The 16,404-nt window shown below is 71.5% G+C and carries 10 protein-coding genes; 3 read left to right on the forward strand and 7 right to left on the reverse strand.

From position 1 onward, the window contains the following. Positions 1–387 precede the first annotated feature (387 nt). Entirely contained in the window at positions 388–2,319 is a 1,932-nt protein-coding gene (locus ACH5AC_RS26360) for an acyl-CoA dehydrogenase family protein (protein ID WP_398864652.1), read from the reverse strand. A 321-nt stretch (positions 2,320–2,640) separates the two neighbouring features. On the opposite strand from ACH5AC_RS26360, the gene ACH5AC_RS26365 reads away from it, so the two are divergent. From ACH5AC_RS26365 to ACH5AC_RS26375, 3 genes are all read left to right on the forward strand, one after another. After that, a complete protein-coding gene (locus tag ACH5AC_RS26365) occupies positions 2,641–3,648 on the forward strand; it encodes a LacI family DNA-binding transcriptional regulator (RefSeq protein WP_398864653.1) in 1,008 nt (335 codons plus the stop codon). Positions 3,649–3,710: 62 nt separating this feature from the next. Further along, positions 3,711–5,756: a TIM-barrel domain-containing protein gene (locus ACH5AC_RS26370; RefSeq protein ID WP_398864654.1), complete on the forward strand. Its 2,046-nt coding sequence runs from the start codon at positions 3,711–3,713 to the stop codon at positions 5,754–5,756. An 84-nt stretch (positions 5,757–5,840) separates the two neighbouring features. Continuing rightward, the gene (locus ACH5AC_RS26375) at positions 5,841–7,028 is read left to right on the forward strand and encodes a sulfotransferase family protein (protein WP_398864655.1); all 1,188 of its coding nucleotides are present in this window, start codon (positions 5,841–5,843) and stop codon (positions 7,026–7,028) included. A 31-nt stretch (positions 7,029–7,059) separates the two neighbouring features. On the opposite strand, the gene ACH5AC_RS26380 is transcribed toward ACH5AC_RS26375, so the two are convergent. The 6 genes from ACH5AC_RS26380 to ACH5AC_RS26405 all read right to left on the reverse strand — a co-directional run bounded on the left by ACH5AC_RS26380 (position 7,060) and on the right by ACH5AC_RS26405 (position 16,399). Continuing rightward, entirely contained in the window at positions 7,060–7,791 is a 732-nt protein-coding gene (locus ACH5AC_RS26380; protein ID WP_398864656.1) for a hypothetical protein, read from the reverse strand. 38 nt (positions 7,792–7,829) lie between these two features. Next, complete coding sequence (locus ACH5AC_RS26385) at positions 7,830–10,031, reverse strand: glycosyl hydrolase family 95 catalytic domain-containing protein (RefSeq protein ID WP_398864657.1); 2,202 nt, start codon at positions 10,029–10,031, stop codon at positions 7,830–7,832. Next, a complete protein-coding gene (locus ACH5AC_RS26390) occupies positions 10,028–12,010 on the reverse strand; it encodes a beta-galactosidase (RefSeq protein WP_398864658.1) in 1,983 nt (660 codons plus the stop codon). Before ACH5AC_RS26390 ends, ACH5AC_RS26385 begins: the two co-directional genes overlap by 4 nt. Further along, positions 12,007–14,223: a WD40/YVTN/BNR-like repeat-containing protein gene (locus tag ACH5AC_RS26395; RefSeq protein ID WP_398864659.1), complete on the reverse strand. Its 2,217-nt coding sequence runs from the start codon at positions 14,221–14,223 to the stop codon at positions 12,007–12,009. Before ACH5AC_RS26395 ends, ACH5AC_RS26390 begins: the two co-directional genes overlap by 4 nt. 179 nt (positions 14,224–14,402) lie before the next feature. Continuing rightward, entirely contained in the window at positions 14,403–15,368 is a 966-nt protein-coding gene (locus ACH5AC_RS26400; RefSeq protein WP_398864660.1) for a carbohydrate ABC transporter permease, read from the reverse strand. Continuing rightward, complete coding sequence (locus ACH5AC_RS26405) at positions 15,365–16,399, reverse strand: ABC transporter permease (protein WP_398864661.1); 1,035 nt, start codon at positions 16,397–16,399, stop codon at positions 15,365–15,367. Before ACH5AC_RS26405 ends, ACH5AC_RS26400 begins: the two co-directional genes overlap by 4 nt. Between the last annotated feature and the right edge of the window lie 5 nt (positions 16,400–16,404).

A 16,404-nucleotide genomic window follows, 5' to 3' on the forward strand; every position in this document is an offset into this window, starting at 1 on the left:
CCACGGCGGATGCCCGACCATCCCCACGCCCCCGGCGGCCCACGGCGGCTGCGCCCACCGTCCCCACGCACCCGGAAACACGGCGCATCCCCCCACCAGACCCACGACCCCGGAGACCCACGGCCGACGCCCCCACCGCCCCGGCGACTCCCTGAGGCCCACGGCGGATGCCCGGCCATCCCCACGCCCCGGCGGCCCACGGCGGCTGCGCCCACTGTCCCCGCGCACCCCGCAAGCACGGCGCACGCCACCCTCCCCACGCCCCCCGGGGGCCACGACGGCAGGCCCCCGTCCCGGTGGTTACCGCGGCCTTGGGAGGCTTGCGGGCTTGGGGAGTTTCCGAGGGGTGCCGGTGGCGCTCGGAGGGACCCCCGCCGGGATGTTCGGTCAGCGGATCGGGCGGTGGACGTTTTGCTTCGTCGACGGGCCGGGGGTGGCGTCGGCGATCCAGGGGCCGGCGCCGGAGGGGTCGATGACGCCCTGTTCCAGCCACTCGTAGGTGCCGGTCATGACGCCCTTGACGACCTTGCGGTCCAGGTCGTCGGTGTTGGCCCAGAGGCGGCCGAAGAGTTCCTCGACGCGCAGCCGGGACTGGTGGCAGAAGGCGTCGGCGAGCTGGTACGCCTCGCGGCCGTTCTCGCCGCGGCCGCGCAGCAGCTCCGCGCGCACGCAGGCGGCGCTCATGGCGAAGAGCTCGGCGCCGATGTCGACGATCCGGCCGAGGAAGCCCTGCTTGGTCTCCATCCGGCCCTGCCAGCGGGACATGCCGTAGAAGGTGGCGCGGGCGAGCTTGCGGGCGTGCCGCTCGACGTAGCGCAGATGCGGGGAGAGGTCGATGCCGTGCTTGAACTGGTGGTATGACGACGGCAGCTGGCCGGGGCCCGCGACCAGCTTCGGCAGCCACTTGGCGTAGAAGACGCCGGCGTTCGCGCCCGCCCTCGCCTTGTCGGACAGGGGCTTGTCGGGGTCGATGAGGTCGCCGGCGACGGAGAGGTGGGCGTCGACGGCCTCGCGGGCGATGAGGAGGTGCATGATCTCCGTGGAGCCCTCGAAGATGCGGTTGATGCGCAGATCGCGCAGGACCTGTTCGGCGGGGACGGCGCGTTCGCCGCGGGCGCGCAGGGACTCGGCGGTCTCGAAGCCGCGGCCGCCGCGGATCTGGACGAGCTCGTCGGCGATCCGGCAGCCCATCTCGGAGGCGTAGAGCTTGGCGAGCGCGCCTTCGATGCGGATGTCGTTGCGGTCCTCGTCGGCCATCTGCGCGGCGAGGTCGGTCACGGCCTCCAGGGCGAAGGTGGTGGCGGCGATGAAGGAGATCTTGGTGCCGACGGCCTCGTGGTGGGCGATGGGCTTGCCCCACTGCTCGCGGGCCGCCGACCACTCGCGGGCGATCTTCAGACACCACTTGCCGGCGGCGACGCAGGACGCGGGCAGGGAGAGCCGCCCGGTGTTCAGCGTGGTGAGGGCGATCTTCAGGCCGGCGCCCTCGGGTCCCACGCGGTTGGCGGCGGGGACGCGGACCTGGTGGAAGCGGGTGACGCCGTTCTCGATGCCGCGCAGGCCCATGAAGGCGTTGCGGTTCTCGACGGTGACGCCGGGCGAGTTGGTCTCGACGACGAAGGCGGTGATGCCGCCCTTGTGGCCCTCGGACTTCGGCACGCGGGCCATGACGACGAGGAGGTCGGCGACCACGCCATTGGTGGTCCACAGTTTCACCCCGTCGAGGACGTAGTCGTCCCCTTCGGGCACGGCGGTGGTGGCGAGGCGGGCCGGGTCGGAGCCGACGTCGGGCTCGGTGAGGAGGAAGGCGCTGATGTCGGTGCGGGCGCAGCGCGGCAGGAAGCGTTCCTTCTGCTCCTGGGTGCCGAACATCTTAAGCGGCTGGGGCACGCCGATCGACTGGTGGGCGGAGAGCAGCACGCCGATCGCGGGGCTGGCCGAGCCGACCAGGGCGAGCGCCTTGTTGTAGTAGACCTGGGTGAGGCCGAGCCCGCCGTACTTCGGGTCGATCTTCATGCCGAGGGCGCCGAGTTCCTTGAGCCCGTTGATCACGTCGTCCGGGATCCGGGCGTCCCGCTCGATCACGGCCGGGTCGATCTTCGTCTCGCAGAAGTCGCGCAGCTTGGCGAGGAACTCCTCGCCGCGCTGGACGTGCTCGTCGGCCGGGACGGGGTGGGGGTGGATGAGGTCGAGCCGGAAGCGGCCGAGGAACAGTTCCTTGGCGAAGCTGGGCTTGCGCCACTCCTGTTCCCGGGCCGCCTCGGCGACCTGACGGGCTTCACGCTCCGTGACCGTGGGCTGGGAGGGTGCTGCGGACATGAGGTTCACCTCGCCGCGAAGAGGGATCAACGGGACTGTGCGTCACCGACCGGTGCTACTGGATCGTTGGTACCCGAATCCGCGCGGACCCACCACCCCTCGCGCGGCCGTTCGGCCGATACCACCCGGTACCGTTCCGCACAGAGGCCCGCACCGGCGCCCACCGGGACACCCACGAAAGACCCCCGTCGAAGAAAGCTATCGAAGCGCTTCGACATCCTATGGACACCCACCCCCACTGAAGCTACTGTCGAACCACCCTCACCCGCCCTTGTTCACCACGCGCACTGTCGAAGCGCTTCACAAAACTTGGAGAGCTGGATGGTCACCCTCGCCGAGGTCGCCCAGCACGCCGGAGTCTCGGCGAGCACGGTGAGCTATGTCCTCAGCGGCAAGCGGTCCATCTCCGCCACCACCCGGCAGCGGGTCGAGCAGAGTATCCGGGAACTGGGATACCACCCGAACGCCGGCGCCCGCGCGCTGGCCAGCAGCCGCTCCAACATCATCGCGCTGATGGTCCCGCTGCGCACCGACATGTACGTACCGGTGATGATGGAGATCGCCATCGCCGTGGCGACGACCGCCCGCACCCACGGGTACGACGTGCTGCTGCTGACCGGCGAGGAGGGTCCCGACGCGGTGCGCCGGGTGACCGGCAGCGGGCTCGCCGACGCGATGATCCTGATGGACGTCCAGCTCGACGACGAGCGTCTGCCGTTGCTGCGGGGCACCGACCAGCCCTCGGTGCTGATCGGCCTGCCGGCCGACACCGGCGGCCTGACCTGCGTCGATCTGGACTGGAGCGCGACCGGCGCGCTGTGCGTGGCGCATCTGGCCGAGCTCGGCCACCAGGACATCGCCGTCATCGGCGAGGCCGCCGCTGTCTACGAGCGGCACACCGGGTTCGCCGAGCGCACCCTCGACGGGCTGCGCACCAGGGCCCGGGAGCTGGGCCTGCGGGTGCTGCACCGGCCCTGCGAGGGCGGGTACGACGCGATGGCCGCGACACTCGCCCGGATCTTCGACGAACGGCCGGACACCACGGGCTTCGTGGTGCAGAACGAGTCCGCCGTCGAGCCCCTGCTGGCGCTGCTGCGGCAGCAGGGCCGGGCCGTGCCCGAGGACGTGTCGGTGGTCGCGATCTGCCCCGACCAGGTCGCCGTGGAGGCGTCGGTGCGGCTGACCTCCGTCGCTGTTCCCGCCCAGGAGATGGGGCGGCATGCCGTGGAGCGGCTGGTGGCCAAGCTGGAGGGGCGGGGCGGTGACGAGGTCGTGCTCATCGCGCCCGAGTTGACCGTCAGGGCCAGTTCGGGACCCGCCGCCCTCTGATCCGTAGGTACCCGTGTGACCCCCGCGGGGGCACCGTCATGTCCTCATCCAGGAGTACGCCCGTGAATCAGCCTGCCGAAACGCAGCCCAAGGTCAGCCTGGCACAGTCCTCCCCCACCGTCGGCACGTTCCGTGAGCGGGAAGGGGCGCTGGAGTGGAGCGGCCGTCAGGAGACCCTCCGGATCGAGCCGTGGGGGCCGGACGCGGTCCGGGTCCGGGCGCGGCTCGGCGGCCCCGTTCTGGAGGGTCTGCCGGGCGCCCTGCTGGCGGAGGCGCCGGCCACCTCGTCGACCGTCAAGATCGAGGACGGCACGGGCCGGCTCACGGTCGGCGCGCTCACCGTCGAGGTGGACGCCGAGGGCCTGATCCGCTTCCTGCGCAGCGACGACGGCACCGAGATCCTCGCCGAGGAGCGGGCCCACTTCTGGTGGCCGGGCTCCCGCCTCTACACGGCCGTCGGCAACGGCCACCACCGTCTGGAGCAGCGGTTCGCCGCCTACGACGACGAGCAGCTGTACGGCCTGGGCCAGCACCAGCACGGCCGGCTGAACCAGAAGGGCCTGGTGCTCGACCTGATCCAGCGCAACTCCGAGGTCGGCATCCCGGTGCTCGTCTCCAGCCGCGGCTACACCCTGCTGTGGAACAACCCGGCGATCGGCCGCGTGGAGCTGGCGCACAACGGCACCCGCTGGGTGGCCGACTCGGCCCGCCAGATCGACTACTGGATCACCGCGGGCACCCCGGCCGACGGTCAGCGCCGCTACAGCGCGGTGACGGGCCGTACGCCGATGCTGCCGGAGTGGGCGGCGGGCTTCTGGCAGTGCAAGCTGCGCTACCGCACCCAGGACGAACTCCTCGCCGTGGCACGGGAGTACAAGCGCCGGGGCCTGCCGATCTCGGCGATCGTGTGCGACTTCTTCCACTGGACGCACCTGGGCGAGTGGAAGTTCGACCCGAAGGAGTGGCCGGACCCGGCGGCGATGGTCCGCGAGCTGGACGAGATGGGCATCAAGCTCGTCGTGTCCGTGTGGCCGTCGGTGTCCCCGCTGTCGGAGAACCACCCGGTGATGGAGCAGCGCGGCTACTTCATCGGCACCCAGTACGGCCCGATGGCGCACGCCGACTGGCCGGACAAGGGGGTCGCCTCGACGGTCCAGGTGGCGTTCTACGACGCGACGAACCCCGAGGCCCGCCAGTTCCTGTGGTCGAAGATCAAGGAGAACTACCTCGACCCGTACGGCATCACCGCCTTCTGGCTGGACGCCTGCGAGCCGGAGCTGAAGCCGGGCTTCCAGGAGAACCTGCGCTACTGGGCGGGGCCGGGCCTGGAGGTCGGCAACATCTACCCGGCCGACAACGCCCGCACCTTCGACGAGGGCCTGCGCGCCGCGGGCGTGGACGAGGTGATCACCCTCAACCGCTCGGCGTGGGCGGGCAGTCAGCGTCATGGTGCCGCGCTGTGGTCGGGCGACATCGGCACCGACTTCGCGACCCTGCGCAGCCAGATCGCGGCCGGCCTGAACACCGCCCTGTCGGGCATCCCGTGGTGGAACACCGACATCGGCGGCTTCCACGGGGGCGACCCGGACGACCCGGCGTACCGGGAGGTGATGGTCCGCTGGTTCCAGTTCGGCGCGCTGTCCCCGCTGATGCGGCTGCACGGCTTCCGCGACCCGGGCATGCCGCTGGGACCGGAGATGACCGGCGGTCCGAACGAGGTGTGGTCGTACGGGGAGGAGGCCGGCGCGATCCTGGAGAAGTACCTGCGGCTGCGCGAGCGGCTGAAGCCGTACGTGCTGGAGGTCATGCGGGAGGCCCACGAGGAGGGCCTGCCGGTGATGCGGCCGCTGTTCCTGGAGTTCCCGGACGACCCGGGGACCTGGTCGGTCGACGACGCGTACCTCTTCGGCCGCGACCTGCTGGTCGCCCCCGTGCTGACGGCGGGCGCCCGGGAGTGGACGACGTACCTCCCGGCGGGCGCGCGCTGGACGGACGCGTGGACGGGCGAGACGTACGAGGGCGGCACGCACGCGATCGTGGACGCCCCGCTGGACCGGATCCCGCTGTTCCTGCGGGACGGGGCGCGGCTGCCTGTTGCAGGCGAGTAAAACTGTCAACGGCTGTCAACTACCGTGACTAGCCGGCGAGTTACTGGGGAGGGCATGGATACGTCGATGAAGGGAGCCGTACCCGTGTCCTCCGCCCCGCTCGCCCTCACCGTGGCCAACGCGCTGCTCCGACCGGGCTTCGGCTCCCGCCACGCCCCCGACCGGGTCTTCGACCGGCTGGTGGCGAAGGCGGGGCAGGCCGACGGGGACGAGGAGTTCGTGGACGGCTTCCGGTTCCTGCTGCGGCACTGGGCCGCGGACGACAATCTCACGCCGGTCGGCTGGATGTCGGCGCAGGCGCATGTCCGCCGGCATCTGGAGACCCGCGCCCGGATCCGGCGGCTGATCGCCGAGAACCCGGCGATCGCCGAGGAGCCGATCGAGCGTCCGGTGTTCGTGGTGGGGCTGCCGCGCACGGCCACCACGCTCACCCATGGCGTGCTGTCGCTCTCCGACGACCACCGGTGTCCCCTGCTGTGGGAGCTGCTCACGCCCGATCTGGAGGTGCCGCCGAACCGGCGGCGCAAGGCGTTGGCGCCGGCGCGCTGGCTGGTGGGGGCGAGCGATCTGTTCGCCCCGCGCTTCCGGGACATCCACCCGATGGCACCGGAGGGCCCCGAGGAGTGCACCTTCGCCCTGCCGCACACGATCATGCCGCTCTCCCAGGCCCGGATCCCCGCCTACCGGGAGTGGTGCCACCAGCGGGACTACGTGTCCGACTACCGGCATCTCAAGCAGGTGTACCAGGTGCTCCAGTACGGCCGTCCGCGCCGCCGCTGGGTGCTCAAGTCGCCCCTGCACACGGAGAACCTGGACGCGCTGATGACGGTCTTCCCGGATGCCACGCTGGTGTGGACCCACCGCGACCCGGCCGCCGTGGTGCCGTCGTTCTGCAGTCTGATCGAGCACGGCCGGGCCACCACGGTCCGCCGCGTCGACCTGCACGAGATCGGGGAGACCTGGCTGTCGCTGCTCAGCCGCGCGGTCGAGCGGGGTCTCGCGGCCCGCGCGGCCATCCCCGGGGAGTCGCTGGTGGACGTGCCGTACTCCTGGCTCGGCTCGGACCCTGCCGCGGGCGCGCCCAAGCTGTACGCCGCCGTCGGCGCCCGGTGGACCGACGCGGAGGCCGCCCGGCTGCCCGCGGTCGCCGCCCGGCCCAAGGGCACCCGGCCGCACCGCTACGACCTGGCCCGCTACGGCCTGACCCGCGCCGACGTCGAGTCGGCGTTCGCCGGCTACAACGCGCTGCGGGCCGAGGTGGACCGCGCCTGACGGCGCGGCCGCACCCCGCCCTGAGCCGACGTCAGCTGTTGGTGATGCTCATGCTGTTGGTGCGGAAGTCCAGGCCACCGGACGACGAGGTGATCTCGAAGCCGAACTGGACGTCACCGATGGTCTCGTTGCCCATCCACCGCTTGGTGTCCTTGATCCAGTTCAGCACGGGCAGGATCTGCACGGAGCCGGAGGTGGAGTCGGAGGTTCGCAGGAACGAGATGACCTCCCAGGAGGTGCCGTCGGTCCGGTAGGCCCGGCCCTTGTAGACGTCCCAGGTGTGGCCGCCGAGCGAGACGCGCTCCTGGTAGCTGCCGAGCGCGCCGACGGCGCCGTTGTAGTTGACCCAGAGCATGATCTCGTAGTCGTGGTCCGTGTCCCAGATGTCGTACGAGGTGTTGTACGCGCCCGAGGACGGGACGGTGACGTTGTAGCTGCTGTTGAGGGAGCCGAGGGAGGTGATCGACCTGTTGATCACCTTCTTGGCGTTGGGGTAGGACTTGATGCCGCCGGTGTTGGGGTGGTTGGCCCAGACACCCCAGTTGGTACCGGAGTTGGCCCAGACGCACTGGCTGCCGTAGCCGGTGCCCCAGATGTTGTTGTAGAGCGTGTAACCGTCGAGGCTGGTGTTGCCCCACCGGTCGCAGGAGCTCCAGATGGCGGCGTGGGCGGGGGCGGAGGCGAGGCCGACGACGGCGCCCAGTGCGAGCGCCGGGGCGAGCATCGCCTTGGTGATCCTGCTCCTGAGTGTGTGTGTTGCCATGGCGTCCCTTCCATGGGTGGGGGGAGGTGCGTGGGGAGTTACCACGCCCCCAGGGTGAGGACGTGGTCTTCTCCGGCGACGAGGTCGAGCGGCTGTGCGCCGGAGGAAGTCCGGACTTCGATGCGGTGTGTGCGGTGCGGCTTCAGGACGGCTCGGGCGCCTCCGGGGCGCCAGGTGAGGTCGAGTTCGGCGCCGAACCGGGTGCGGATGCCGGTCAGTTCCCCGGCCGCGAGGGTGGGGGGAGGTGCGGGGAGGAGGACCAGGCGGTCGGGGGTGGACTGGACGAGCGCCTCGATGAGGACGGCGGGCAGGGTGTGGGCGGCGTCCGCGTTGTAGACGTCGCGGCGGGGGTAGTGCGCGCTCATCAGGGAGGCGTGGAAGAAGTCGCCGTCCAGGACGTTCGCGAGCGCTTGGGCGACGCGGTGGCCGTCGCGCAGGCGGGCCGCGATCAGCGCGTGGTGGAGGTGGCCGTGTGCGGAGTCGTTCTCGGCGCCGCGCAGCTGGAGGGCTCGGTGGGCGGCCTCGGCGAGGCCGGGGGTGTCGTAGGGGTTGATCTCGTCGAGCGGCCAGACGCCGTAGAGGTGGCTGAGGTGGCGGTGGTCGTAGGAGTCGTCGAGGCCGGGCCAGGCCCATTCGGCGAGCGCGCCGTCGGCGTTGATCCGGTGCGGCGGCAGCCGGTCGGCCAGCGCCCGCCAGCGCCCGGCCTCCGGGGTGTCCGGGTGGTAGTCGGCGGCGGTGCGCAGGGCGTGCCGGGCGGCGGACAGGTCCATGGCCGCGTTGATCGCGCCCCAGCTCGCGCCCGCCGGCCGGTTCTCGGGCGAGTAGGAGGGCACGACGACGAGGTGGCCGTCGGTGTCGGTGCGGGTGAGGAAGTCCTCGTAGAAGCGGGCGACGTCGGCGAGGGCGGCGGCGGTGCGCGGGTCGCGCTCGCCGCGTGTCTCGTCGTGGTCGACGAGCGGTTTGAGCAGCCAGTCGGCGCCCGCGGTCCACAGGTGGTGGGGGTACTCGCGGCTGAAGTGGTACGAGTGTCCCGACTCGCCGTCGCTGTGGGCGGGCGCGACGACGCCCCGGGCACCGAAGACGGCTCGGGCGTTGTCCCGCCAGTCCGGCAGCTGCCGGTGAACCAGGTTGGCGTGGGCGGCGGTGACCTCGGGGAGGGCGGCGGCCGCGGCGGAGGCGGTCTGGAGGTTGAGGTTGGCGTTGTTGGTGAAGGCGCCGGACCAGGCCGTGTTCCAGTCGCCGGTCCACAGGGCGGTCAGGCGGGGTGGGAAGAGGCCGCTGGCGGACAGCAGGTGGTAGCGGCCGGCCGCGAAGAGGCGCTCCAGCAGGGCGGGGCTGCCGGTGTGCTGGAGCAGCTCGCTGCCGGGCAGGGCGCGTTCGGCGGGGTCGGCGCGCAGGTCGAGGGTGACGCGCAGGTAGGCGGTGCGGTGCGCGGGCAGATGCCGGGCGAGGAGGTCGTCGTACGAGCTTGCCGCCAGCAGGGCGCGCAGGGCGCGGCTCTCGGCGGTGATGTCGAGTTCGCCGGTGTGCCGGTGGACCCGGGTGAGCAGCAGTACGGCGCCGGCGTCCTCGATCCGTAGGCCCTGCGGGCCGAGGCGGGCGGTGCCGCCGGTGACGGCGGCCACGGTGATGCCGGTGACGGCGAGGTCGCTGTCGGGGTAGCGGGCGCGCAGGGTGAGCTGGGCGCCCTCGGGGGTGAGGACGGAGCCGTGGCCGACGCCGAGCCCGGCGGGCGCGCCGGGCAGCCGGTGGTCGAGGGTGATGTCGAGGACGGGGCCGGGGGCGGTGACGTGCTGGACGATGACGTCGTCGGCGCGTGAGACGAAGACGCGGCTGCGCCAGTCGCCGCAGGTCGCCTCGGTGACGCCGGTGGTGAAGTCGACGGAGCGGCGGTAGTGGGGGCCACCGCCGTTCTCGCGGGTCAGGCGGACCTGGAAGGCGGGGTGGAAGGGTTTCACCCATTGCAGCGGGCGGCCGTCGGTGAAGCCCTCGGCGGCGGTGAGGTCCCCGGCCAGGAGGCGGTCCTGGAGAGCGGGCAGTTCATCCGCCAGCTGGGGTGCCCGGGCTCCCTCGGTGCCGTTGGGGCGGACCAAGGTGTGATGGGTGACGATGACACGGTCGGCGTTCGGATCACCGAACACGAGGGCGCCGTGGTGGCCGTTGCCGGTGAGGAAGGCGTCCTCCCAGCGGGCGGCGGGCTCGGGCTCCCAGGTGGCGTGGACGGGCAGGGTACTGGTCACGGCCGCAGCACCGCCACGCCGTAGCGGCCCAGGGTGAGCCGGTCCGTGACGGAGGTGTCCGTCAGCAGGTCGCGGTGGGCGCCCGGGACGTCGACGGTGACCGGCTCGCGGTTGTGGTTGAGCAGGAAGAGCAGCTCGCCGCGGCGCACGGCCTCCACGCCGGCCGGCAGGCCGTCCAGCACCGGGCGGGCACCGGCGTCGGCGGCGATCCGGCCGAGCAGGGCGCGCAGCGCGGCCGGCTCGGGGAGGGTGGAGAGGTACCAGGCGCGGCCCCGGCGCAGCACGGCGGGCAGTCCGTCCAGCTCGCCGCCCTTGTAGGGGATCGTCTCCTCGGCCGTGTCCGGGTCGGCCTCGATCTCCTCCGACCACAGGGTGCCGTCGAAGCCGTCGCAGGCGGCGGTCTGTCCCGTCTCCAGGGGCCACCACTCGTGCAGGGTGCGGATGCCGAACAGCCCGCGGAGCCGGGCGTCCATGCCGCCGGGGCGGACCCGGTCGTCCTGGTCGGCGACGCCGGTGAGGAAGCCGCTGACCAGGGTGCCGCCCTGGTCGACGTACGCGAGGAGGTTGTCGATCGCCGCGTCGGTGAGGGCGTACAGCTGCGGTACGACGACCATCCGGTAGCCGGTGAGGTCGTGCTCGGGGTGGGCGAAGTCGGTGGTGAGCCCCCCGTCCCACAGGGCGCGGTGCCAGGCGTGCAGCAGGTCCGGCAGATCGAACCGGGTGGACAGGCGGCCGTCCTGCTCGCCCGCCCACCAGGAGTGCCAGTCGTGCAGCACGGCGATGTCCGACTCGATGCGGCTGCCCGCCACCTCGGCGGCGATCCGCCCCAGCTCCGCGCCGAGCCGCTTGACCTCCTGGAAGGTGCGGCCCTGCTCCCCCGCGTGGCTGACCATGCCGGAGTGGAACTTCTCCGCGCCCTGACGGGACTGGCGCCACTGGAAGTAGCAGACGGCGTCGGCGCCGCGCGCCACGGCCTGGAAGGACCACAGCCGGTTGAGGCCGCGCGGCTTGGGGTGGTTGGCCCCGCGCCAGTTGACCGGTCCGGCCGCCTGCTCCATGAGCATCCAGGGGCCGCGTGCCTGGGAGCGGGTGAGGTCCTGCACCAGAGCGCCGTTCTGGGCACCCCGGGGCCCGAGCGGCTGGGCCGGGTCGGGATAGATGTCGACGGAGACGACGTCCTCCTCCTCGGCCCAGCGCCAGCCGTCCTGGCCGGTCCACAGCGGCATGAAGTTGCTGGTGACCGGGATGTGCGGGGTGTGCCCGCGGACGATGTCCCGTTCCGCCCGGTAGCACTCCAGGAGCATGTCGGAGGTGAAGCGGCGGAAGTCCAGCACCTGGGTGGGGTTCTTCATGTAGTGGGCGTGGCGGGCGGGGAGGATCTCCTCCCAGTCGCCGTAGCCCTGGCTCCAGAAGGCGGTGCCCCAGGCGTCGTTGAGGGCGTCCAGGGTGCCGTACCTGTCCTGGAGCCAGCGCCGGAAGCGGGCGGCCGCCTCGTCGCCGTGGTCGAAGGTGCAGTACTCGTTGTTGATGTGCCACAGGGTGAGGGCGGGGTGGCCGCCGTAGCGGGCGGCCAGGTCCTCGGTGATGGCGGCGGCGTAGCGGCGGTAGGTGGCGCTGGAGTGCGAGAAGTGCTGGCGGCCGCCCCACCATTCGGTGCGGCCGTCGGCGTCGCGGGGCAGGGTGTCGGGGTGCAGTCGGCCCAGCCATGGGGGCGGGGAGGAGGTCGGGGTGGCGAGGACCACCCCGATGCCGTTGTCGTGCATCAGGTCCATCAGCCGGTCGAGCCAGCCGAAGTTCCGCTCCCCCGGCCGCGGTTCGAGCGTGGACCAGGAGAAGACGCCGAGGGTGACGGAGTTGACGCCGGCGTCGCGCATCAGCCGGACGTCGTCGTGCCAGGTCCGCTCCGGCCACTGCTCGGGGTTGTAGTCGCCGCCGAAGAGGATGCGGCCGCGGGTGGCGTCGGCGAGGGTCGGCTTCACGCGGGCTCCCCGTACTGGACGCCGCGACCGTTGGTCGCAAGGTAGACCCGGCCGTACACGCGCGGGTCGCCGGTGATGGTCTCGCCGATCCAGCCCCACTGGTGCTGGTCGTCGTTGACGCGGGTCCACGTCCTCGCGCCGTCGTCGGAGCGGTAGACGGCGGTGATCGTCTCGGTGGAGCCGACCATGTAGACCGCAGGGTAGTCGGCGCCGTCGGCGGCCTTGCCGAAGCCGAGGGTGTACGAGGCCCAACAGCTGTCGACCTTGGTGAAGGCCGCGCCGCCGTCGGTGGACCGGTACAGGCCGTTCCACTTCACGCTCAGCCACAGGTCGCCGGAGCGTCCCGGCGCCGCGACCAGCTCGAACTGGCTGTCGCCGGAGGGCAGTCCGGTCGCGCGCGGAGTGAAGGTACGGCCACTGTCAGTGCTGGCGTATACCGTTCCTGTGTCGGTGTCGTACGCATAGAAGCGCGTCGGGTCGGCCGGGTCGGCGACCGGCGTGGCGCCGTTCGGGAAGGAGGCGACCTCGGTCCAGGTGGCCCCGTTGTCCGTCGAGCGGAACGCCGGGTACTTGGTGCCGTCCCCGTGAACGAGGACCCACAGCAGCGCACTGCCGTCGGCGTTGGTGGCGATCGGTCCCGGCGCGTCCTTGGCAATGGCGGGCTGGGTCGGGAAGGGCGCCCAGGTCTGCCCGCCGTCGTTCGACCAAGCGCCGTTGCCGTGGTCGCCCCAGCCGGTGCGCACGACGTACGACGGCTTGGCGGCGGCCTGGGCGAGTCCGGTCGCCGATCCGAAGATCGGGTTCGAGGCCATGCCCCGCGAGGGGGACGCCGTGAGCGAGTCGTGGTACATCACGCCGATGTCCCCATTGCCGCTGATCAGGTGGGCCGGGCCGGTCGGCGGCGAGATCAGCTGACGCACGGACGCCTCCTCCAGGCCACGGATCTGCGGGGCCCAGTTCCTCAGATCGCGGGTGCCGTAGATGGTGGCGCCGGTGCCGTAGAGGACGTGCTGGGAGTCGTACGGGTCGAGGGCGACGGCCTGGATCCACCAGCCGAACTTGGGCTCGGCGTTGCCCCACTTGAGATACGGGGTCTCCGACACGTCGAGGACGGCGGTGTCCTTGAGGGACGTCCAGGTGCGGCCGCCGTCGATGCTGCGGAACACGGTGTCGACCTCGGCCCAGCGATTGTTGGTGGAGACGACGACCGTGCCGGGGCGGCGGGCGTCCACGGCGACGCCGCCGTACCCGAAGGCGTCCGTGGAGCCGTCGCCCGCGCTCCCGCCGGGCTTCACCGGCGTGACCTCGGTCCACCTGTCCCTGCCGGTGGCGAGCTTGTGCACGCTGCCGTCGGACTGACCGTTGGGGCCGGGGCCGTTGGCGTACGTCACGTACAGCTCGCGGGTGAGGCCGTCGTACGCGGCGCGGATCGGTACCTTCGCGGAGGCGCCGGAGGGCTGCCTGGGGACGGCCCGCCAGGTGGTGCCGTCGGTGGTGCGGTACAGGTTCGGGGTGGTGCCGTCGGAGTCGCCCCAGCCGGCGTAGACGGCGCGGTCGGCGGCGACCAGGAGGGTGACACCCTGGCCGTTCGCGCTCGGGGTGTCGGGGAAGGAGGTGACGGCCTGCCAGGTGGCGCCTCGGTCGGTCGACTTGAGGAGGCCGTCGTGGCGGGTGCCGAGCCAGAGGACGTCGCTGTCGCGCGGGTCGACGAGCAGGCGCTCGCCCGTGCCCCGGCCGTCCTCGTTGGCGCCGAGCTTCACGGGGAGGTCGGTGCGGGTCCAGGTGGCACCGCGGTCGTCGGAGCGCAGGACGGCGCCGTTGGAGGCCCAGGACTGGGTGTAGGTGCCGAGGGCGAGGTAGAGGCGGTTCGGGTGTGCGGGGTCGACGGCCATCGCCTCCACCCCGAGGAGGTTCCAGTCGGGGTCGCCGAGGTGGTCGGTCAGCGGGATCCAGGTGGCGGCGCGGTCGTCCCAGCGGTAGGCGCCGCCGATGTCGGTGCGGGCGTAGGCGAGTCCGGGTACGGAGGGGTGGAAGAGGATGCCGGTGACGAAGCCGGTGCCGCCCATGACGACGTTGCGCCAGCGGTAGGGGGCGCCGGATTCCGCGGCTTCCGCTGCGCGGGCTTGGCCCTGGAGGGTCGGGAGGCTCGTGAGGGCGGTCGCCACGGCGGTTCCGGCGAGGACGGTACGACGGGACAGGGGGGACGCGTGCATGACATACCTCGTTGTATGGGGTTGCCAGGTGAACGTGGGTGGGCGCTGGGGTGGGGGTCCGCAGCTACCGTGAGTGGACCGGCCTAAGGGGCGCGGGGAACTGCGCGACCAGCCCCCCGCGCGCACCCGGACCGGCGACCGGACCAGCCACCCCGCTCGGACCGAACCGGCGCCGGGCTTCAGCCCTTCACCGCACCCGTGAGCATGCCCTTCTTGAAGTGCTTCTGGACGAACGGGGACAGGACAGCCACCGGCAGCAGCGCCATCACCATCACCGCCATCTGGATCGCCACCGCGGACAGCTGCCCCGTGTTGACCTCGGTCGCCAGCCCGACCGGCCGCTCCTGCTTCTGCACCAGCTGGATCATGACGTTCTGCAGCGGCATCATGTCCTGGTCGGTCAGATAGATCGACGCGTTGAACCAGGCACTCCAGTACCCGACCGCGTAGAAGAGCGCGATGACCGCGATCACGGCCCGGGACAGCGGCATCACGATCTTCCACAGGATCCGCCAGTCACCGGCCCCGTCGATCCGCGCGCTGTCGATCAGCTCCTGCGAGATGTTCATGAAGAACGCCCGCAGCACCAGGATGTTGAAGACACTCACCGCGCTGGGCAGGATCAGCGCGAGGTACGTGTCCGTCAGCCCCAGTGCCTGCACCAGCAGATACGTGGGGATCAGCCCCGCGCCGAAGAACATCGTCGCGAGCAGCGTCATCAGGATCCACCGGTGCCCGAGCGACCCGATGCGGGACAGCCCGTAGGCGCACAGCACGGACACCGTCATGCTGAACAGCGTGCCGACGACCGTGACCCCCACGCTCACCAGCGCGGCCCGCTGCACCTGGCCGCCACTGAGCAGCTGCTCGTAGGCGACGAAGGTGATGCCCTTGGGGATCACCACCAGGCCGCCCGCCTCGTCGATGGTCTCCTTGGTCTGGAGGCTGGTGACGATGACGATCCACAGCGGGAAGAGGATCGCGAAGCAGGCGAAGAACAGGGCGATGCCCTTGCCCGCGAGGCCGGCCTTGGACGGCTCCTCCTCCCAGACCGGGCGGGGCGGCGCCTGCCACCAGCGCTGCTTGGCCGCCGGCCCGCTGTCGGCCGTCCTGTCGCCGGAGGCTTTGTCGAGAACCGCGGTCACTTCTTGTACACCCCCTGCTCACCCATGAGATGGGCGACCTTGTTCGCGGTCAGCACCAGCGCCAGGCCCACCACACCCTTGATGAGTCCGGCCGCGGCGGCATAGCTGAAGTCCTGGTTGCGGATGCCGTTCCACCACACGTAGGTGTCGAGGACCTCGGAGGCGCCTGGTCCCACGGCTTGCCGTTGCAGCAGCAGTTGTTCGAAGCCGACGGTGAGGGCGTCACCGACGCGCAGCACCAGCAGCAGGGCGATCACCGGCCGCAGCGCGGGCAGGGTGATGTGCCACATGCGGCGCCAGCGGCCGGCGCCGTCCATGGCGGCGGCCTCGTACAGGTCCTGCGGCACGGACGACAGGGCGGCGAGGAAGACGATGATGCCCCAGCCCGCGTCCTTCCAGATCATCTCGCCGGTGACCAGGAACTTGAAGGTGTCCGGGTTGGTCATCACGTCGATGCCGTCGTAGCCGTGCCGGCGGAGGGTCTGGGAGATGATGCCCGCGCCGCCGAAGATCTGCATGAAGACGGTGACGACCAGGACCCAGGAGAAGAAGTGCGGGAGGTACATGACCGCCTGGGCGACCGCCCGGACCCGGGGCCTGACCACGCTGTTGATGAGCAGCGCCAGCGCGATCGGGATCGGGAAGTACAGCACCAGCTGGAGGAAGAACAGCACGAAGGTGTTCTGCACCGCGTGCCAGAAGGCCGAGTCCGCGAAGATCCGCTCGAACTGCTCGAAGCCGATCCAGGGGCTCTCGAAGATGGCGACGAAGCCGTTCTCGCTGAGATACGGGTCGTAGTCCTGGAAGGCGACCACATTGCCCAGGATCGGGATGTAGTTGAACACCAGGACCAGCAGCACCGTCGGCAGGACCATCAGGAGCAGCGTGCGGTCACGCCTGAATCTGAGCCGGAAGCCCAGCTTCCCCGAGCGCTTCTCGTCGCTCGGCCGGGGCCCGGCGGCGCCGGATGCCGCCGGGGTCTTCGTCGTCTGAGCCTCGGCCTTGGACCGGGGCACCGTGCTGTGGGACACGGCCT

The organism is Streptomyces sp. NPDC018693 (assembly GCF_044391385.1).
Taxonomy (GTDB): domain Bacteria; phylum Actinomycetota; class Actinomycetes; order Streptomycetales; family Streptomycetaceae; genus Streptomyces.